Annotated in this window: 20 protein-coding genes and 1 tRNA gene; 19 read left to right on the forward strand and 2 right to left on the reverse strand. The window is 42.4% G+C overall.

Features of this window, described 5'->3' with window-relative positions:
- Positions 1-92: 92 nt before the first annotated feature.
- From sfsA to CXM95_RS06005, 11 genes are all read left to right on the forward strand, one after another.
- Positions 93-818 carry a DNA/RNA nuclease SfsA gene (gene sfsA / locus CXM95_RS05955; RefSeq protein ID WP_016613175.1) on the forward strand — a complete coding sequence of 242 codons (726 nt, stop codon included), beginning with the start codon at positions 93-95 and terminating at the stop codon, positions 816-818.
- Positions 819-836: 18 nt separating this feature from the next.
- The gene (locus CXM95_RS05960; protein ID WP_008381134.1) at positions 837-1,838 is read left to right on the forward strand and encodes a Gfo/Idh/MocA family protein; all 1,002 of its coding nucleotides are present in this window, start codon (positions 837-839) and stop codon (positions 1,836-1,838) included.
- A 14-nt stretch (positions 1,839-1,852) separates the two neighbouring features.
- A complete protein-coding gene (locus CXM95_RS05965) occupies positions 1,853-3,127 on the forward strand; it encodes a DEAD/DEAH box helicase (protein ID WP_086299621.1) in 1,275 nt (424 codons plus the stop codon).
- 66 nt (positions 3,128-3,193) lie between these two features.
- Positions 3,194-5,908, forward strand: a complete 2,715-nt coding sequence (locus CXM95_RS05970) for a sigma 54-interacting transcriptional regulator (RefSeq protein WP_016613177.1) — start codon at positions 3,194-3,196, stop codon at positions 5,906-5,908.
- A 134-nt stretch (positions 5,909-6,042) separates the two neighbouring features.
- Positions 6,043-6,360 carry a PTS sugar transporter subunit IIB gene (locus CXM95_RS05975; RefSeq protein WP_005229471.1) on the forward strand — a complete coding sequence of 106 codons (318 nt, stop codon included), beginning with the start codon at positions 6,043-6,045 and terminating at the stop codon, positions 6,358-6,360.
- A gap of 38 nt (positions 6,361-6,398) precedes the next feature.
- On the forward strand, positions 6,399-6,716 hold the full coding sequence (locus CXM95_RS05980; protein WP_005236949.1) for a PTS lactose/cellobiose transporter subunit IIA: 318 nt from the start codon (positions 6,399-6,401) through the stop codon (positions 6,714-6,716).
- An 81-nt stretch (positions 6,717-6,797) separates the two neighbouring features.
- Positions 6,798-8,195 carry a PTS sugar transporter subunit IIC gene (locus CXM95_RS05985; RefSeq protein WP_005236948.1) on the forward strand — a complete coding sequence of 466 codons (1,398 nt, stop codon included), beginning with the start codon at positions 6,798-6,800 and terminating at the stop codon, positions 8,193-8,195.
- 59 nt (positions 8,196-8,254) lie between these two features.
- Positions 8,255-8,476, forward strand: coding sequence for a hypothetical protein (locus CXM95_RS05990; protein ID WP_005236947.1), 222 nt, complete (start codon positions 8,255-8,257; stop codon positions 8,474-8,476).
- 12 nt (positions 8,477-8,488) lie between these two features.
- Positions 8,489-8,683: a hypothetical protein gene (locus tag CXM95_RS05995; protein WP_005236946.1), complete on the forward strand. Its 195-nt coding sequence runs from the start codon at positions 8,489-8,491 to the stop codon at positions 8,681-8,683.
- On the forward strand, positions 8,670-9,083 hold the full coding sequence (locus tag CXM95_RS06000) for a DUF3284 domain-containing protein (protein WP_101698915.1): 414 nt from the start codon (positions 8,670-8,672) through the stop codon (positions 9,081-9,083). Before CXM95_RS05995 ends, CXM95_RS06000 begins: the two co-directional genes overlap by 14 nt.
- A gap of 60 nt (positions 9,084-9,143) precedes the next feature.
- On the forward strand, positions 9,144-10,325 hold the full coding sequence (locus CXM95_RS06005; protein ID WP_086299620.1) for a GNAT family N-acetyltransferase: 1,182 nt from the start codon (positions 9,144-9,146) through the stop codon (positions 10,323-10,325).
- Positions 10,326-10,401: 76 nt separating this feature from the next.
- Here CXM95_RS06005 and CXM95_RS06010 read toward each other — a convergent pair.
- Positions 10,402-10,473 (reverse strand) — tRNA-Arg (locus CXM95_RS06010).
- A 69-nt stretch (positions 10,474-10,542) separates the two neighbouring features.
- Between CXM95_RS06010 and CXM95_RS06015 the strand changes: the two genes are divergently transcribed.
- From CXM95_RS06015 to CXM95_RS06035, 5 genes are all read left to right on the forward strand, one after another.
- Complete coding sequence (locus tag CXM95_RS06015; RefSeq protein WP_086299619.1) at positions 10,543-11,475, forward strand: DUF7916 family protein; 933 nt, start codon at positions 10,543-10,545, stop codon at positions 11,473-11,475.
- 96 nt (positions 11,476-11,571) lie between these two features.
- Positions 11,572-12,291 (forward strand): ThuA domain-containing protein, encoded by a 720-nt coding sequence (locus CXM95_RS06020; protein ID WP_016621256.1) that lies wholly within the window; start codon positions 11,572-11,574, stop codon positions 12,289-12,291.
- Between the two features lie 83 nt (positions 12,292-12,374).
- Positions 12,375-13,499 carry a baeRF6 domain-containing protein gene (locus CXM95_RS06025; RefSeq protein WP_008381145.1) on the forward strand — a complete coding sequence of 375 codons (1,125 nt, stop codon included), beginning with the start codon at positions 12,375-12,377 and terminating at the stop codon, positions 13,497-13,499.
- A 278-nt stretch (positions 13,500-13,777) separates the two neighbouring features.
- Complete coding sequence (locus CXM95_RS06030) at positions 13,778-13,978, forward strand: cold-shock protein (RefSeq protein ID WP_003126918.1); 201 nt, start codon at positions 13,778-13,780, stop codon at positions 13,976-13,978.
- 106 nt (positions 13,979-14,084) lie between these two features.
- On the forward strand, positions 14,085-14,717 hold the full coding sequence (locus CXM95_RS06035; RefSeq protein WP_086299617.1) for a YfbR-like 5'-deoxynucleotidase: 633 nt from the start codon (positions 14,085-14,087) through the stop codon (positions 14,715-14,717).
- Between the two features lie 99 nt (positions 14,718-14,816).
- On the opposite strand, the gene CXM95_RS06040 is transcribed toward CXM95_RS06035, so the two are convergent.
- Complete coding sequence (locus tag CXM95_RS06040) at positions 14,817-15,587, reverse strand: SDR family oxidoreductase (RefSeq protein ID WP_061053928.1); 771 nt, start codon at positions 15,585-15,587, stop codon at positions 14,817-14,819.
- A 212-nt stretch (positions 15,588-15,799) separates the two neighbouring features.
- On the opposite strand from CXM95_RS06040, the gene CXM95_RS06045 reads away from it, so the two are divergent.
- Genes CXM95_RS06045 through CXM95_RS06055 form a run of 3 tightly spaced genes read left to right on the forward strand, consistent with a single transcriptional unit; the run spans position 15,800 to position 20,349 of the window.
- Positions 15,800-18,556: a helicase C-terminal domain-containing protein gene (locus tag CXM95_RS06045; RefSeq protein WP_101698916.1), complete on the forward strand. Its 2,757-nt coding sequence runs from the start codon at positions 15,800-15,802 to the stop codon at positions 18,554-18,556.
- Between the two features lie 48 nt (positions 18,557-18,604).
- A complete protein-coding gene (locus CXM95_RS06050) occupies positions 18,605-19,105 on the forward strand; it encodes a cell wall elongation regulator TseB-like domain-containing protein (RefSeq protein WP_005236934.1) in 501 nt (166 codons plus the stop codon).
- Between the two features lie 50 nt (positions 19,106-19,155).
- Positions 19,156-20,349, forward strand: coding sequence for a pyridoxal phosphate-dependent aminotransferase (locus tag CXM95_RS06055; RefSeq protein WP_008381156.1), 1,194 nt, complete (start codon positions 19,156-19,158; stop codon positions 20,347-20,349).
- Positions 20,350-20,377: the final 28 nt, after the last annotated feature.

The raw sequence follows: 20,377 nt of genomic DNA on the forward strand, positions 1-20,377 counted from the left end.
TACCATGAGAAGGTAAAAAAGCATGGTACTTTAGTTTGAAGTTTAGAAGTTTTTATCAAAATATGCTATGATTCAAAAGAGCAGGTGAGAAAATGAATTATCCGAATACCCTTTTAGCCACGTTTCTCGTGCGAGACAACCGGTTCATTGCCCGATGTCTCGTTGACGGTCAAGAAGTAATCGTCCATGTAAAAAATACCGGACGAGGAAAAGAGCTCTTGCACAAAGGTGCGCTTGTTACCCTGCAATATTGGGACAATCCGAAACGCAAAACCAATTACGACTTGATCTCAGTCAAGAAACAAGACCAATGGATCAACATCGATAGTCAAGTACCGAATCGTTTAGGCTATGAAGGCCTCTTGGATGGCACGATCCAGTTGCCAAATATCAAAGGGAGAATCGCGCTTTTGCGAAGGGAAGTTGTCTATGGGACATCAAAATTCGACCTTTATTTTGAAACAGATGAACAAGAAAAAGGCTTTTTAGAAATCAAGGGAATGACCCTTGAAAACAAGCAAGTCGGTGCTTTTCCAGATGCACCAACCATTCGTGGCTTGAAACACGTCAATGAATTGATCCATGCCAAAGAAGCTGGCTATTATGCGGCGGTTTTGTTTATGATCCAATTTGAAGCGGTGCAAATCGCCACGATCCATCGACAGATGCAACCGGATCTGGCCACTAAAATCGCTGAAGCGCAAAGCAAGGGTGTCGAAGTGTTTGCCTATAATTGCCAAGTAAACCAAGGGATGATCACGGTCAAAGAACCAATCCCTTTTGATTTGAATGTCGTCTTTGACGACCCTAATCTATAGAAGAAAGAAGGAAAAAACATGATTCATTTAGGGATTATCGGCACAAATTGGATCACCGATCAATTTGTACAAGCAGCCCACGAAACCAAACGCTATCAATTGGTTGCCGTATACTCAAGAAAGTTAGCAACGGCACAACGTTTTGGAGAAAAATATGGGGATATCGAGTATGCGACCGATCTGGACACTTTTTTTGGCTTAGCTCATATGGACACGGTCTACATCGCGTCTCCGAATAGTTTGCACTTTGAACAAGCCAAGCAAGGTATTTTAGCAGGAAAAAATGTCATTGTGGAGAAGCCAGCCTTTTCAACGCCTGAGGAAATGGCGGAGATCATCGAATTGGCAAATCAGCAACAGGTATTATTCTTTGAAGCAGCTCGCAACATCCATGAAGCAAGTTTTTCTACTGTAGCCGAATTCTTACCGACACGCGGTGCCATTCTTGGGGCGAACTTTTCTTATATGAAATATTCGTCTCGTTATGACGCTGTACTAGCTGGGGAGGAACCAAATATTTTTTCTCCACATTTTTCTGGCGGTGCCTTAGCAGATTTGGGCGTCTATCCGATTTATGCGGCGGTCGCTTGGTTTGGCAAACCGCAAGATGTTCATTATTTTGCCCGTAAATTACCGACTGGTGTAGATGGTATCGGGACTGCAGTGTTGCGCTATGCTGACTTTGATGTCACAATCCAAACAGGAAAAATCGCTGATTCAGAGTTGCGTTCAGAAATCTATTTTGAAGACGGTACATTAGACCTAAATGCCGTCAATGCCATCGAAGAAGCCGCATTTTATGAGCGAAAAACAAAACAAACCCAGGCATTAGCAGTAAGTGCTTTAGAAAACCCGATGATCGAAGAAGCACAAGACTTTGCAGACATCATCGAAAACAAAAATGATCCCCAACAAGGACAACGGTATGAGGAATGGGTGGAACTTGCTCGCAGTGTCAATGAAACCATCGCTCTTATGCGTAAACAAGCAGGCATCATTTTTGATGCAGATAAAAAATAAGGAATGGAACATTTATGACAGTATTTGAATTGACACAATTGCCAGACATCTGGCAGGAAAAATGGCAGGCGGCAGGGTATCACGCACCGTCCTTGATACAAGAGAAAACCTTTGGCCCTTTAAAAGATGGTGAGTCTGTCATTGGAGTCTCACCGACCGGTTCTGGTAAAACTTTGGCGTACCTCTTGCCACTGTTAACAAAAGTCGAGGCAAAGCAAGGTAATCAGTTGCTGATTTTGACTTCTTCACAAGAATTAGCGATGCAAGTCACAGAAGTGGCCCGGGAATGGGCCCAAGCCATTGGTTTGACCGTTCTGCCGCTAATTGGTGGCGCAAGTACAAAACGCCAAGTGGAAAGACTGAAAGACAAGCCCGAGGTCTTGATTGGCACCCCAGGCCGAGTGTTAGAATTGATCAAAGCAAAAAAAATCAAGACCCAGCAGTTGCAATCGTTGGTATTAGATGAGGTTGACCAATTATTGAAAGAAGGGGCCTTCACACTGGCTGCCAAGATCAATCAAACATTGCCAAAACAAATCCAGCGTAGTTTCTTTTCAGCAACCGCTAACGAAGTGATTGATGAGATTCGACCATTGGTGACAAAAGAGCCGCTGATCATTGATGTTACCCAAGAAGATCAGAGCAAAGGCGTGATCCATCACTACTATTTGAATTATCCGCAACGACGAATCGTGGATGCTTTAAGGCGCTTTGCTCATTTACCAAGCTTTCAAGCCTTGGTTTTCTTCAATGAATTAAGCGCAATGGGAAATGCAGAAGAAAAACTGCTGTTTCACGGCTTGCCGGTGGCATCATTAGCATCTGACCAAAACAAACTTGCCCGAAAAGGCGCACTGGAGAGCTTCCGTCAAGGAAAACTAGTAGAATTATTGACGACCGATGTCGCCTCTCGCGGCTTAGATGTGGTGGATTTGCCTTATGTCATCAATACGGAAGTCCCGTTAGAAAAAGAATCCTATCTGCACCGGGCAGGACGTGTTGGACGAATGGGCAAAGAAGGAACCGTCGTCACGATCGTTCAAGACCATTCGTTGAAGGATTTGAAAAAAATCGCGAATCAATTGTCCATAGAACTCAAGGAAGTCTATCTGCATGGGGGACAATTACACACAGAAGCACCTGTTATCGAAAAGGAAAGCAAGAAAGAAACGAAAATAGTAAGTGTGCAGAAAATTTCCAAGAAAACATCTGAAAAATTACACACTCCTGTTAAAAAGACCAAGAAAAAGACGAAAAAGCAAAAAGACAAAGGAAAAAGACGCCATTGAGCGTCTTTTTGTGTTACCATTAACGTTGTTTATTATTAGTGTGTAAAAAAATGAGGAGGCTATCGAATGAATTCGCGAAAAGAAGAGATTTTTCAAACGATCGAACTGCATAAGCAAGGGTTGACCGCAGTTGACGTCGCTAAAATCTTACAAATCGATCGCAGCAATGCAAGCCGTTATCTCAGTGAGCTTTATAAAGAAAAGAAAATCGGCAAACGTTCCGGCCGTCCGGTCGTTTATGAGCCATTAGAAGAAACGGTGCATGTGGATGTTTCCTCTGAAGTGAGTTTTGAAAGTCTTGTTGGGGTTCAAGCTTCTTTAAAAGTAAGTATCCAGCAAGCCAAAGCAGCAATTTTATATCCGCCTAGAGGACTCCATACCATTATTTTTGGAGAGACAGGTACCGGTAAATCCCTATTTGCCGAATGTATGTATCACTTTGCGGTTGAATCAAATATGTTAGAAAAAGATGCTCCTTTCGTATCGTTTAATTGTGCGGATTATGCACAAAATCCGCAGTTGTTGTTTGGTCACATCTTTGGCATCAAAAAAGGGGCCTACACAGGTGCTGCAGAAGATAGTCCAGGACTTATGGCAAAAGCCGATGGCGGCATATTGTTCTTGGATGAGATCCATCGACTGCCGCCAGAAGGCCAAGAAATGCTCTTTACCTTCATTGACAAAGGGATCTACCGTCCTTTAGGGGAAAGTAATCAAGTTCATGAAGCCGCCGTGCAGATCATCGGTGCCACCACGGAATCATCAGAAACCTTTTTAACGACCTTCAATCGGCGAATTCCCATGGCTATTACTTTGCCAAATGTGGAAAGTCGTTCGCTAGATGAACGGTATGAAATCATTTCCTTGTTTATCAAGCAAGAGGCGACCCGTCTAAATCAGCGGATCGATGTCGAGCGAGATGCGATATTGGCCTTTATGCTCTATGATGCAGAAGGCAACATCGGTCAAATCAAGCGAGACCTGAAACTCGTCTGTGCGAAGGCATTCTTACATTATCGGACCTATGGGAAAAAACACCTCCTGATTCGAAAAGGCGATTGCTCACTGCAAGTTCAAAAAGGGCTGTTGAAGATCAAAGAAATGTCAGAACGCTTGGATCGGTTTTTAGATGGCAAAGGCGACTTTCTGAGTTTCGAACCCGGCGACCCAGATGTTGTCTGGTCTCGTGATCCGCAACGGAATATGCAGGTGTACAATGAGATCGAAGAAAAAGTCAGCACACTGATTGAAACCGGTGTAGCCAATGTTGATTTAGAAAACTTGATCTCTAAGGATGTGGATGCCTACTTTGAAAAATATGTCGAAGAATTGATCCAAAACCCTGTTCATAAAGAGTTGATTCCAGAAGACATTTGGAAACTGACCAATGTTCTTTATGACTTGGCAGGTCAGAGGTTAGATCGAACTTATAGTGAAAAAGCCCGTTTTGCCTTTGCGTTGCATTTGCAAAGTACGCTGGAACGTGTTAAAGAGGGACATATGATCGTTCATCCGGATTTGAACACGATTAGAAAAAACTTAAAATCCGAATTTCAAGTGGCAATGGATTTATCGACGATCATTGAAGAGGAACGTCATGTCGAGATCCCATTTGATGAAATCGGCTTTATCAGTATGTTTTTAGCGATTCAAGTCAAACAGCCTTCGCCATTGCCCCTTGAAAAAATCGAGATCATTGTCTTGATGCATGGCAAGGCAACTGCCAGCAGTATGCTGGAGACAGCCCAAGAGCTGCTGGAGACCGACCATGGCAAGGCAATGAATATGTCTTTGGATATGGAAGTCGGGCAAATGTATGACCAGCTGTTGAATTATATCAATGAAAACAAAGAGAAGATGAGCAATGGCTTATTGCTTTTAACCGATATGGGCTCCCTCAATTCATTTGCGAATTTGATTTCCGAAGAGACGGGGATTCGTACGAAAGCTATTTCGATGGTCAGCACGATGATTGTTTTAGAAGCTTTGCGGATGGCAGAGAGTGGGCGCAGTTTAGAAGATATCTACCAAAACATTCAGCGTTCTTTTGAAACCATCGTACAAGAACAGTTCCGTACGGTTCGTGAAGCAAAAGGAAATAAAAAGGCAGTCATCGTTACTTGCTTTACTGGGGAAGGTGTCGCTGCCAAACTTTATCAACGTATTTATCCCGTCGTCGATCAATCAAAAGTCGAGATCATCCAAATGCAATTTATTGAAAAAGAAACCTTCAAAAAACATATTGACGGCTTGCTAGAAGAATATGAGATCAAAGCTATTGCCGGCACCGTCGAGATCGATTATCAAAACATTCCGTTTTTCTCCGCCTATGATGTTTTTGATGACAATCGCTTGAATGTGCTAAAACGAATCGCTTCAGATGAAGTGCCGATCGAAAAGATCGTGCGTTCATTGGAAAATACGATAACTCATGTTGGGTCCGTCTATCATCTGATCGAAAGCCTGCAACGAATCGTTCATCAGATTCAAAATCAATTGCATGTGATTGTAGAACCAACCGTCGATGCAGGATTAGTCATTCATTTAGCCTTTTTGGTAGAAAGCTTATTGAAGAAGGAGCCTTCCCGTACTTTCGTCAACTTAGCTACTTTCCAAAAACGGTACCGAATTGAAATGGATGTTTTACGAACCCATTTATTACAAATTGAAAAAAATTATCAAATCAAATTTTCTGAAGATGAGATCGCCTATTTAACCCAAATGTTTTTAGAAAACAAAATCAAAAATTATGATGAATCCGCACACAATTTTAGTGTGTAATGAAAAAACTGCGAGTGTGTAAACGAGAAATTGATTCAGACCATTGATAAATAAAGGTCTGAACTTATTTTTTTTTGGCACGCTTTTTGCTTTATAGTAAAGTGTAACTTACAACAGAAAGGAGCAGATGCGCGATGGCGAAAAAAACGATTATGCTGGTTTGTTCAGCAGGAATGAGTACCAGTCTATTGGTGACAAAAATGCAAAAAGCAGCCGAAGCTAAAGGAATGGAAGCAGATATCTTTGCTGTTTCAGCTTCAGAAGCCGACCAACATTTGGAGTCAAAACCAGTCGATGTTCTATTGTTAGGACCACAAGTACGTTTCATGAAATCACAATTTGAACAAAAATTAGCACCAAAAGGCATTCCTTTGGACGTGATCAACATGGCAGACTATGGCATGATGAACGGCGAAAAAGTATTGCAACAAGCAGAAACATTAATGAACTAAGATTTTTTAGGATCGAAGTGTAAGGAGGATTTTTAAAGATGGATGAGCAAAATTTGGAAGCCATTATGGGATTGATCATGTATGGTGGTAATGCAAAAAGTGACGCAATGGAAGCAATCGCGGCAGCAAAAGAAGGGAACTTCGAATTAGCTGACCAAAAAATCAAAGATGCTGAAGCATCTCTTGTGGAAGCGCATCATTCGCAAACAGGATTGTTGACACAAGAAGCGCAAGGCAATCATATGACCGTGACATTGTTGACCGTGCATTCACAAGATCACCTAATGACGTCAATCGCATTTACCGATTTAGCGAAAGAAATCATTGATGTCTATCGACGTCTAAATAACGAATAATCTTTGAACGGATAGAAGTAGTTATTGTCGATGAATCAAAAAATCTTCTTTGACGAATAGAACTTATAGGAGGAATTAAGAATGGATGGATTAACAAGTTGGATGGAGAGACACATTCTCCCGGTTGCAGCTAAGATTGGTGCGCAAAAGCATTTGGTTGCCTTGCGGGATGCTTTTATCGGAATGATGCCAGCAACGATGGCTGGGGCAATTGCAGTATTACTGAACGCCTTCATGCGTGATTTTCCAAACACTTATCTTGGTGCGGACAATGCAATCACGAAATTTTTCACGCCAGTGATCGCAGTCAATGGTTTAGTTTGGACAGGTACCTTAGCAATTATGGCGGTTATCTTCTCAGCTTCATTCGGTTATAATTTAGCGAAGGCTTACAATGTTGATGCACTATCAGGTGCGTTGGTCTCTTTAGCAGCATTTATTATGGGTATTCCACAATCTGCTTCTCTTTCTTTAGCGTTAGAAGAAGCACTACCAGCAAACGTGGTAGACATGATCAACAGTACAAGTGCTACATCAGGATTTGCAGCAGATGGTTCAACGATCAGCGCTGCAGGCTGGGGCTACTTCCCATTTAGCGCCTATATGGGTGGCTCTGGATTGTTCACGGCAATCATCTTTGGTTTCGTTTCAGTTATTATCTTTGCAAAATTGATGCAAAAAAATATTATTATCAAAATGCCAGATTCAGTGCCACCAGCAGTTTCCCGTGCCTTTGCAGCGATTATCCCTGGGATTGCCGGACTATATGCTTCAGGTTTGATTTACTATCTATTTGAACGCTTTGTCGGTATGCCGATAATTGACTGGATCTCCGAATCGATCCAAAAACCATTATTGGGTCTCTCTCAAGGGTACTTTGCCGTATTTATCATTGTTTTACTTGTCCATGTCTTGTGGTTCTTTGGATTACATGGAACAAATATCATGGGACCTGTTCTACAATCGATCTACGGTGTGGCAATGGTTGAAAATACTAATGCTTATCAATTAGGGGAAGCTGTTCCTTATAAATGGGTAGCAGGTTCATTCGAAGCATTTGTTTGGCCTGGTGGAGCAGGTGTGACTTTAATGCTCTTGATCGCAATCTTGCTATTCTCTAAACGTGCCGACTATAAGACAGTTGGTAAACTAGGGATTGGACCTGGGTTGTTCAATATCAATGAACCAGTAATGTTTGGTCTACCAATCGTGTTAAACCCATTGTTTATCATTCCATTTATTGTTGCACCGTTAGTTACAGCAACGATTGCTTACTTTGCAACAACTTTAGGGTTAGTTGCACCAGTTGTGGTAAATGTGATTTGGGTAATGCCAACGATCCTAAGCGGCTTCTTAGCTACCGGTGGAGACTGGCGTGCGATCATCTTGACAATTATTAATTTGGCTGTAGCTTTATTGATCTGGGCACCATTTATTATTGCTGCCAACAAAATCAATCCAGCAGACCAAGAGAACTAATCAAATAAACTAGATGGGTGGCTTCACCCATCTAGCTATCTTTTTTAGGAGGAGAAAAAATGATTATTGTAAATTCCGCGATGCAACAAGACAACATCAAAGCATTACTTGAGTCTTTGACAGAAGGTGAGATCAAGTATACCTTTAAAGAAAAAAAAGGGATTCAGTTGATTTTTGAAACAACGGCAGAAGACAAAGAAAAAGCAGCGAAACTTGCCAAAGACGCAATCAAAAATACTGATTGGGGTCGAGTACTATACTTTAACGTCGTTAGTCAATAGTGAGGTGATATCATGTTTAAAAATGGATTGTTTTTTATAAGCATCGGTAGTATGTTATTTATATACAGCGCTAACGCGCAGTCAGGTGAATACCACTGGGTGAATCTCATCACGTCAGTCATTCTAATGGCTATTGGAGGAATCATGGCTTCAATTGGACACAAACGCAACAAGAAAGACAAGGAGGCGCAAGATGGAAATCACTAAAAAAATGAATGTACCCGCTGACTTTTTTTATAAGACGATCATCGATTCCGTTTTACATGATATTAAACAAGCGACAGATCAAACACTTACTGAAGAGCAATTAGAAGGATACAGCTATCTTAAACAGTTTTATAAAGATAGTAATGCCACCATAACAATCGAAACGGTCAAGAAGAATCAAGCCTATGCGTTCCAAACGGCGACGAAAAAAAATACCTTCCGTGTACACTATCAGATCGAAGCGATAGACGAGTCGCACTGCAACTTGCATTATGAAGAAAAAATGACTTCTGAAGGCATGATTCAGCAATTAAATGACATGCTCTTAGGTACGATTCTAGGATATTTCAAACGCAAGCAATTTAAAAAAATGTTGAGTATGATGGAAGAAGCATATTAAGGGGTCGACTGACGCCTTTTTTGCGTTTCTTGCGTGTTTTCAAGTAGAGGAGATGAAGGAATGACAGATGTCAAAAAAATGACCGAATTTGGTTCGCAAGAAGTACTGGACTTGGTTTCTTATGCCTTTCAGTGGGAATTGAATGAAACAAATATCAAGCGCTATCGCAAGCTTGCGGAAAATTCTTGGAATTATGGTTCCTACGATGGGAATGGAAAATTGGCGAGCCAAATCATGGCAACGATTTTTGATGTGAACTTTCATGGAACGAGTTATCCGATGGCAGGGATCGGTTTTGTGGCTTCGTATCCAGAGTATCGCAGCCAAGGTCGGATCGATCGGATCATGAAACAAATCATTAAGGACTGCTATGAACAAAAAATCGTTCTTTCCTATCTGGCACCTTTCTCCTTTGCTTTTTATCGCAGATATGGGTATGAGTATACTTTTGAACGGACGGTTTATGAAGTCGATGCGCATCAATGGCCCGATGGCAAGAAAGTGAATGGAACGATTCAACGCATGAATTGGGAGGAAGCACAGCCGATCATTCACGAGATTTATCATCAATTGCCGCGCCATCAAAAGGGCGGACTGATTCGCCAACCCTGGTGGGAAGAAATCAAGTTTGTTTTGCGCCGACCGTATACGTTTGCGATTTATCGCAATGAAGCAGGGGTCCCTGAAGGCTACTTGATTTACTTTATCGAGGGAGGACGTTTCGATATTCAAGAGTGGGGCTATTTGACCGCTGACGCGTATCAAGGATTTAATCGGTTTATCGTCTCTCATGCAGATTCAGTAGCACAGATTAACTATCGACCAGGGTTTGATGGGGAAGTCCTACAAGCAAACGCGGCCAAACCATTGGCTCACTACCAAGTGCGCCCGGACATGATGGCGCGCGTCATCGATGTGGAAGGGTTTCTAAAAAGTTATCCATTCACATTGAAAAAAGCCGGCGGTTTTGCCATAGAAATTCAAGGGGATGAATATGCCCCATGGAATAATGGCTGTTATGAAGTGACAATCGAAACCGCTCAGCATCAGGTAACGAAAACGACGGCCACCAAGCTGCCAAAAGCAACCTTGTCGATTCAGCGTTTTGTGCAGCTGTTCATGCAGGCACAATCCCTCGATTCTCTGGTCTTTTTCCAGCAAATGGAAACGGAGAAGGAAGCTGCAGTGATGATTCAGGAAAACTTACCAGACGGAAAGCCGATTCTGGAAGATTATTTCTAAGCAAATCGAGGCAGAGGTATTTACTTTCCAACAAAAAAAGATTCCTTAAAAATAAGGAATCTTTTTCTTCAAAAAACGTTCCCTGCCGGAATCGAACCAGCAACTAATCCTTAGGAGGGACTTGTTATATCCATTTAACTAAGGGAACACAATAGCTATATTTTACCTGTTATTCGTGTTTCTCGCAAGATGAGAAGGAAAAGAAAGGAAGAAAAACATGGTCAAACGATTGATAAGTGCAAACTATAGTGAAATCAAAGAAATGTCGGCGCAAGAATTGAAACAATCCATTAAAGCGAGCGAAGGACGAGTAATCGTCTGTGAAACGGTGGTTCAAACCATGCCGCAAGCTGGCGATATCACCAACGCAGAAGTCGCGGCAGCTTTTGGGGCTGACTTAATTTTGTTGAATGGGTTTGATTGTTATCGCCCAGCTATTTTTGGAATGCCAGATGTCACCGTGGATCAGCTACTGGATTCTACACAGCCGATTGAAAATCCGATTCCCCAATTAAAGCAACTGATTGGACGACCTGTCGGTATCAATCTTGAGCCGATCCCCGATACAACGGAAATGATGAGTGAAAAGATCAGCATCAGTCAAGGCCGAACAAGTTCGGTTGACACCATCAAAAAAGCCCAAGAACTCGGGGTGGACTTTCTCTGCTTTACAGGCAATCCTGGAACAGGTGTGACCAACCGAGAAATCGCTAAAGCAGTAAAATTGGCAAAAGAACATTTCTCTGGGTTGATTATCGCTGGAAAAATGCACAGTGCCGGCTCAGATGAGCCTGTGGTTGATCGAGAAGCCATCATTTCTTACGCTGAAGCTGGGGCAGATATTTTGTTACTGCCTTCCGTTGGATCGATTCAAGGCTTTCTAGAAAAGGATCTGATTGAAGCTGTTCAAATTGCCAAACAATATGACTTATTGACGATGTCAGCGATCGGAACGAGTCAAGAAAGCGCACGTCCAGAAACGTTGCGGCAATTAGCCATTATCAACAAAACCTGTGGGGTCGATCTGCAGCATATCGGTGATGCCGGCTATGGCGGCATGGCACCGACCGAAAATATTTTCGAAACATCGGTTGCAATTAGAGGCATGCGCCATACGATCAATCGTGTCGGGCGTTCAATTAATCGTTAAATCAGAAAAAATTACTAGCGAAGGAAAACGAAGAATCGTTCTGCTTCGCTTTTTGCATTTTTTTCGCTAAGTTAGAAAGAAAGGAGGGAACACAAAATGAAACAAGCATTGATCATTTATGGAGGTTGGGAAGGACACGCCCCAAAAGAGACCAGTCAGTTTTACCAAACGTTGCTGGAGTCAGAAGGATATCAGGTGACACTCGCCTCAGATTTTGAACCTCTCTATCATAAAGAAGAATTAAAAAGGCTGGATCTGTTGATCATGAATTGGACGCGAGGAGAATTGCCTGATGAGCCGCTGCAAAATGTCACTCAGGCTGTAGCAGAAGGATTAGGATTAGCAGGAGTTCATGGCGGCTTTGCTTCGGCTTTTCAAGCCAGTAAAGGCTGGTTGTTTCTGACTGGTGGCTGTTTTTTGGCACATCCTGGTGGCTTGGAAACGACCTATAGCATCGATCTTACGACAGATCACTATATTACGGCAAATACGCAATCGATCCCTCAGTTGACGACGGAGCAATACTATTGCTTGGTTGATCCAGCCGTCACTGTGTTAGCTACCTCAACATTTGCCGCTAAAGATCATCCGAATGCAGCTAACCAAGAAGTCATACTGCCAATGATGTGGATCAAAAAATGGGGCAAGGGCAGAGTCTTTTTCCAATCCGTTGGACACAGTCTAAAAGAGCTGAAAGAGCCGACCATTCAGACTTGGACCAAACGAGGCTTTCTATGGGCCACCAGAAATACATTGGCTGATCCGCTGAAAAATAGCCAGTATAGTGAGTCATCAGAAAAACGAATGAGGAAATAAACGCGTGCAATCGTTTTACTTTATGGAAGAAAATAAGCATGGTACACTTTATTTGTATTTGATTAAGCAGGAGGTAATGTGGAATGGGAAAATTTGGAAAAAGTTTTTTATCGCAGGTAATATCTGACGGAATCAAAGGACCATTTGTCACGATCATGCTCAATACGCATGTCGGCCACCAGAATGTCGAAAAGGATCAAATCAAATTTAAGAACTTTGCCAAAGATGCGAAGCGCCGCTTTGAAAAGAAATACCCAGAACATTCTTGGGATCTTTTTCAAACGAAAATTGATGAACTGCTTGCAGATCAATCATTTTGGCGCAACAGTACAACAAGTGTGGCGGTGATTATCACCCCAGAAGAGGTACTGGTCCATCGGTTAAGTATTCGTGTGGATGATCAATATTACGTAGGGGAAACCCCTTATGTATTAGCTGTCATCAAAAATGCACAATTTAATTACCCATTTTATCTCTTAGCGTTGAATCGCGATTCAATGCAAGTCTATCAAGTTGAAAACAATCAAGTGCGTGAAGTCGAGTTGCCAGAAGAGGCACCGACGACGATTGAAAAAGCGCTGGGGGAAGAAGTCACTGGTGGTGGTAACTTTAATTACAGTGCTCAAGGTGGCCCTAACTCAGGGGGAGAAGGCGTTGCTTATCACGGCTTTAGTGCCAAAGATGAAGAAGTCGAGATCGATCACGTCAACTACTACCAAGCAGTTGATGCATTTTTCAAGAATGATTTTTCAAATGAAGAGCATTTACCAATGTATCTGTTTGCATTACCAGAAAATCAAACGCTGTTTAAAAAAGTGGCAAAAACCAACTTTTTCAAAGCAGATCCAAGTATTTCTTCTTCACCAGCGTCGTTATCTTTGAAAGAGATCCAAACGTGTACGCAAAAGCTGATTGCGGAGTTGACACAAAAAGAAGTTGGGGAATACGGCAAGCTGTTGGATCGAAAATTTATTGACCAATTGGTTGATATCGTGCCTGCAGCCAAAGAAGGCCGGATCGCCAATCTGTTTGTGGCTACCTCAAATCTCGCCGATGGGTTTGGAGAAGATCCTGATACAGAGTATGATCGTCGCCAAGTGTTAAATACGCTGGCAATCGATGTTTTAGAAAACGGCGGTGAGGTATCTATCTTGGAACAAAAAGATGCCCCTGGAGAAAAAAGTTTGACGGCGATTTTGCGCTACTAAACGCAGTTGCGTCGTTAGCCAATAAATCGTTTCCAAAAAAGAGAAGGCTGTTGCAGATCTTTAATGCAGCAGTCTTTTTGCGAATTATAAAAAAATAAAGGCGTTTTCATTTTTTTTGATTTTCTATTAGTCATAATGAAGATAATGTGCTATAATACAAAGTGTAGTTTTTGTTACGGTAAATTATGGTAGCTTGTTTCATCTTAAACATCTTCCACATTTTCACCTTATACAAGTAATTGCAAAATATGTGTATAAACACAAGGAGGATTTTTATTATGGAAACAGGTACAGTTAAATGGTTTAACTCAGACAAAGGTTTTGGATTCATCACTGCAGAAAACGGTAACGATGTATTCGTTCATTTCTCAGCTATCCAAGGCGAAGGCTTCAAAACTTTAGAAGAAGGTCAAGCAGTGACTTTCGATATCGAAGACGGACAACGTGGCCCTCAAGCGACTAACGTTAACAAAGCATAATTAGTGAATGCCTTTTAAGAGCAGCTTAGCTGCTCTTTTTTTGTGCGCGAGATAGTTGCTTGCAGACAAAGGAGTTGTTATACTCTTAAAAAAAGGAGGCACATTTATGGGATTGAATGAATTTATTCTCGGATTGGCTAATTTAGAGAAGATCCAACGAGCGCCGGGTTTTTTTAAGTTTACTGAGCACAGTGTAGCTGCTCATTCATTTCGAGTAACGATGATTGCCCAGACCTTAGCTGATATCGAAGAAAAGGCGGGGAATCAAGTCAATTGGCAAATTCTCTACGAAAAAGCCTTGAATCATGATTACACTGAACGTTTCATCGGTGATATCAAAACGCCGGTCAAATATGCGAACAAAGAATTGCGGGCAATGTTATCAACCGTTGAAGAAAAAATGACCGATGCCTTCATCGAAGAAGAAATTCCAGGAAGCTTTCAAGAAACGTATCGCAGACGCTTAGCGGATGGCAAAGACAACAGCCTTGAAGGGCAGCTATTAGCAATTGCGGATAAGATCGATCTTTTGTATGAATCTTTTGAAGAGATCTCAAAAAGCAACCCAGATAAAGTATACAAAGAAATGTTTCGAGAGGCCGTTTTAACCGTCAAAGAGTTTCAGCATCGTCCGTGTGTCACTTATTTCTTTGAAGCCATTTTTCCAGAGTTACTAAATGCAGATTTTTATGGCAAGACTGCTTTTCTAGAAGAAATCGCGGCTTTGGTGGGAAAATAACCCAAACGAAAAAACGAAAAATCAAGAGATGATCCATCTCAAGGGCTTCAATGAAACAAGTGAGGGGATCATCTCTTGATTTTTCGTTTTTTTGTTGGATTAAAGTAAAGATTCCGCTCCATCAATATAGACTTCCGTTCCAGAAATATTGCCGGCAGCCTCTGAAGATAGAAAAAGCACAAGGTTGGCGACTTGTTCTGGCACGCCTGTTTCTTGCTTTAATGGTCGAGAACGTTCTGGATATTTGACGGGGATCTCAACGTGAGCAACCTCTTCTTCAATTTCTGTGCTGGCATCGATATTCGTCGCGATCGCCCCAGGGCAGATGGCATTGACCCGAATATTATAACCAGAAAGTTCCAGCGCAGCCATTTTTGTAAAGGCGACTTGACCTGCCTTAGACGTACTGTAAGCAGTCGCACCAAAATTGCTGAAGATGCGGTTTCCATTGACTGAACTCGTAATGACAATGCTGCCACCGTTCGTTTTCATAAAGGGAATGGCTGCTTTGACGGTAATAAAGGTACTACGTAAGTTAGTGTTGATCGTCTGATCCCATTCTGCCACTGTCAGCTCTTCGATCGGTGTCCAGGTACCGTTGATGCCGGCATTGACATGGAGTACATCGAGACCGCCTAGTTCTTCTACAAGACCACTCATTGCTTCTTGCAGCTTATCCGCTTCAGTGACGTCAACAGCTCGATAATGGGCTTGTGCTTGATAGTCAGCAAGAAACTCCTGCAGCTCTTCTTCGTTGCGATCAATTAACCCAACAAGTGCGCCCTGTGCTAGAAATTGTTCTGCCACCGCTTTTCCAATCCCTGAAGCAGCCCCCGTTACAATCACTCGTTTGTTTTTGAAATCATTCATTTTTTTCGCCTCCTTACAGTGAATTATAAAAAAGATCCCTTTTTTTGTCGAAAAAAGCGATCAGCGAACAGCAACAAACTTCTTCAGCTAGGAAACGCCAATGGTTGGTTTTCTAATTTTACCTCCCGAGAACCCTCTTATCTAGTGGGAAAACAGATGTAATCGCCATTGATTTTGTAGTATAATGCAGACAGTGTGCAAGGAGGAATACAATGAAACCCATATACGCTGTGGTGGATCTTGAAACAACAGGAACCGATTCGACGATTGATCGAATTATTCAATTTGGCTGTGTCTTAGTCCAAGATGGCAAGATCATCAATCGTTTTGCCGCAGATATCAACCCTGACCGCAGAATTTCTAAGCAAATTCAACGATTGACACACATCACAAACCAACAAGTAAGCAAAGCGCCATATTTCGAAGACGTAGCTGATACGATCTATAACTTACTCAGCAACACGATTTTTGTGGCGCATAATATTTATTTTGATTATCATTTTTTAAGCAATGAATTTGTGCGTTGCGGGCTACCGCCTTTATCACTTCCCGGAATCGATACGGTGGAATTGGCGCAAGTGTTTCTACCAACAGAAAGCAGCTTTCGTTTAGGCGATCTGGCAGATAGCATCGGCTTTCGTCATGATAACCCGCATCAAGCTGATAGTGATGCAGAAGTGACCGCAGCTTTATTTTTGTATATCGAAGCGATCATGCGAGAACTGCCCCGAACGACCCTTAAACAAATTGCGCTTTTAAGCGGTCAAATGGGCATGCAAACGAGTGACTATATCCATGGAATCTTAAAAGAAAAAGGCCCAGAGTTGGCAGAAGATTTAGAAGTGATCGACGGTATCGTCTTGCGGAAAAAGACCGTCCCGCTTTTTGAATCTACGCATTTTCAAGAAACGTATCCGAAAGTTAAAACGGAAAAAGAACAGCGCTTTGGCCAGCACTTAGTCTATCGGAAACAACAAGCACGCTTGATGAATGCAGTGTATACGCATTACACCCAGCCAGAGAAAAATCTGATCATTGAAGCAGAAACAGGCATGGGGAAAACCATTGGTTACTTGTTTCCAGCCGCCTATTTAGTGACACCAGAAAATCCGTTGATCGTTAGTACCTCTTCAATTCTATTGCAAAATCAAATCATCAACAAAGACATTCCTTTGGTAAACCAAGTACTGCAGCAACCTTTGCAAGCAGTTTTGGTCAAAAGTCATCGTCATTACATTGATTTGCAGCGTTTTAAAGCGACCCTTGATCAACCGATAGAGCAAAAGCAATATGCGCAATACCAAATGGGGATCTTAGTTTGGCTGACTAAAACAGAAACGGGGGATTTCGATGAATTGAACTTGGTTCGACTTGATCATCCTTTATTTACCGACATCCGCCATCGCGGCGTTGCTTTTTTAGCCAAAGATCAACCCTTCTATGAACAAGATTTTGTTCGACATTTATATAAGCGGATGGCGCAAAGCAATGTTTTGATCGTCAACCATGCCTTTTTGATGCAGGAAAACCGGCGAGCGCAGCCACTGTTGCCAACGAGTGATTACTTATTGATTGATGAAGCCCAACAGTTGCCGCAGCAAGCAGAAGGCTTTAGTCAACATGTCTTTGACTCTGCTCACTTCAAGCGGCAGTTTTTACAGCTAAATGAAGAAGGGCTACTTGAAGAAATTGCCCAAATCATTACCGAGGATGACTTTCTGCAACGGATGTTCTCGTTGTATCGAAACGCGTTGTCGATCTTGGTCGAAACACAAGAACAGTATTTTCGCAGTTTGTCGATCGATGCGCCAGAGCTACAAGTCGTGCACCATGACGACCTCTATGATGGCACGTTAGAACAAGACAAGCTGCATCAGAAATTGAGCCTTTACTATCAAGAAATCAATGAGATCCAACAACAGTTGCGTCAGCGATTCGAGTTGACCAATGATCGGTGGTATGCAAGACAACGAATCGTGATTGCTCGTTTGTTTGATTTCTTTGGTCAAATGGAAACCCAGGAACAAACGGTGACCGCATGGTTGACTTGGTGGCATCCTCGTTACGTTCATTGGTTGAAAAAGCATCCCCAGTCAGGAAATGCTGTGATTGAATTAGCTGATCTAGAAGGGCATTCGATCGTGGAAAGCACGTGGTATCAACGCTATCAGCACATCATTTATCTTGGGGGGACATTGAAGATTCCAGGAAATAAAGAATATTTTGCCCATCAGATTGGCTTGACCGATGTGCCAGTCAAAACGATTCCCGCTTTTTATGACTACAGCAAACAAACTCGACTCTATGTAGTTAAAAAAGGACTCTCGATCCAACAAGCATCAGCTGCCGAATACGCGGATTATTTAGTCGAAGCGTTAGTCCCAATTTTGTTTGACAATCCGCAACCAGCGCTTGTGTTGTTTACGGCGCACGAAACTTTGAAAAATGTCTATGATCGATTGAATAAAAAAGCCCTGCATTATGGCAGAGAAATCGTTGCTCAAGGAACTGGCGGAACCCGTGAGAAAATCTTAAAGAAATTTTTATTAGCGGAAAATGGCATCTTATTAGGGACTAGCAGTTTTTGGGAAGGGGTCGACCTACCAGGTCAGGCCTTGAAGATCGCTGTGGTGACTCGCTTACCTTTTGAGAATCCTAAGCAACCAATGGTCCAAGCACGGCATGCCTTCTTGGAAGCAGAAGGCATCGATTCTTTCAAAGAAGATGCCTTACCTAAAGCGATTCTACGGCTACGCCAAGCGTTGGGGCGCTTGATCCGTTCTGAAGAGGATACAGGCGTGATGGTCGTCCTTGATCGACGCTTGTTATCAACGAAGTATGGCAAACGGATGGTCAAAGGTCTACCTAAAAACTTACCTCTGATTGAAGCTAGTCCAACCGAAATTGCCGAAGATATTCAACATTTTTTTGCGCAAGAGGAAAAAGCGGCGGTTGATTTTGAAAAATGAGTCGAACATCTGATATAATGAGTTTTATTTAAGATTGGAGTACGAAGTGTGAAAACAAAAGACAAAGAACATCGGCGAGTGATTATTTTGCTGAGTGCGATCACGGTTTTACTGGTCGTTATTCTCTTCGCTTCTATTTTCTATCTCCGTTCTTCTCGTCCAATGCGGCAAGCAAGAAACGAAGCGATCGAAATAGCAGAAAGATACACCGATTTAGCAGAGGTCGAACAATTTTATTGGTTCACCCGTGAGGAAACATCTTTTAGCATTGTTGGAAAAGATACGAATAACAATGAGATCGTCGTGATCATTCCTAAAAGCGGCGAAAAGGTTTCCGTTTTTAATCAAGGGGATGGATTGACGGAAGCACAGGCCAAGGCCTTCGTTCGCGACAACCATCAAGGGCAGGAAATCCAAAAAGCAGCATTGGGTATTTTTAAAGGCGAGCCCGCTTGGGAAGTCATGACTAAAGACGACCAAGGCCGCTTGAACTATTATTTGATTGGTTTCAAAGATGGAGAAGAAATCAAAGCGGTCACTGAACTATAAAAAGGCGCTTTTGATAGACAGAAATTTGGATCGTAGGAAGGATGATAAACATGGTACTTTCAAAAAGAGCAGAAAAATTAGAACCCTCCGCTACGTTAGCGGCATCTGCTAAGGCAAAAGCATTAGCAGACCAAGGTGTAGACGTATTAAGTCTAACCGTCGGTGAGCCCGACTTTATTACCCCGAAGAACATTCGCCAAGCAGCGATTGCAGCGATTGAGAGCGGCAAAGCTAGTTTTTATACAGCAACTGCTGGGATTCCAGAGCTAAAACAGGCGATTCTTGCTTATATGAAAGAGTTTTATGGTGCTGACTATGATTCAAACCAAGTGATCGTGACAGATGGCGCGAAATTTGCTTTGTATACGTTGTTTCAAGCGCTTCTTGATGAAGAGGATGAAGTACTTATTCCAGTTCCTTACTGGGTCAGTTATGCGGAACAAGTCCGTTTAGCAGAAGGGACACCTGTGTTTGTTGAAGCTAAGCAATCAGCAGATTTTAAAGTTTCTGTTGCTCAATTAGAAGCCGCTCGTACAGAGCAAACGAAAGCCATCATTTTAAACTCGCCTGCCAACCCAACAGGGGCGATATACTCAAAAGAAGAATTAACGGCAATCGGCAACTGGGCAGTGGAAAATAATATTTGGATCATAGCGGATGATATCTATGGTCGTTTGGTTTATAACGGCAATACCTTTACATCAATCGCTAGTCTATCAGAAGAGATCCGCAAACAAACCATCGTGATCAACGGCGTTTCTAAAACCTATTCTATGACTGGGTGGCGGATCGGATTTGCTGTCGGCGATGCAAAAATCATCAAAGCGATGGTCGATATCGCTTCCCAAGCTACCAGCAACCCGCCGGCTGCTAGCCAATACGCTGCAGTTGAGGCACTGACTGGTAATCAAGAATCGATCGAAGTGATGCGTCAGGCCTTCGAAGAACGCTTGAACAAACTATATCCGCTAATTGCCGCTATTCCTGGTTTTCAGGTGACGAAACCCCAAGGCGCTTTTTACTTGTTCCCAAATGTCAAAGAAGCCATGACAATGTGCGGCTATCAAACCATTGATGCCTTCGTAGAAGCTTTACTAATGGAAGCCCACGTGGCAGTAGTGACTGGTGCTGGTTTTGGCACACCGGATTATTTACGGATCAGCTATGCAACTGATTGGGACACGTTAGCGGAAGCTACCAAACGAATCCATGATTTTGTTGAAAAGAAGCGCCAAAAAGCTTAAAATGCTCTATGGTGCCTTTATTAATTAG

Origin of the sequence: Enterococcus sp. CR-Ec1 (assembly GCF_002850555.1) — a bacterium.
Lineage (GTDB): Bacteria > Bacillota > Bacilli > Lactobacillales > Enterococcaceae > Enterococcus_D > Enterococcus_D entomosocium.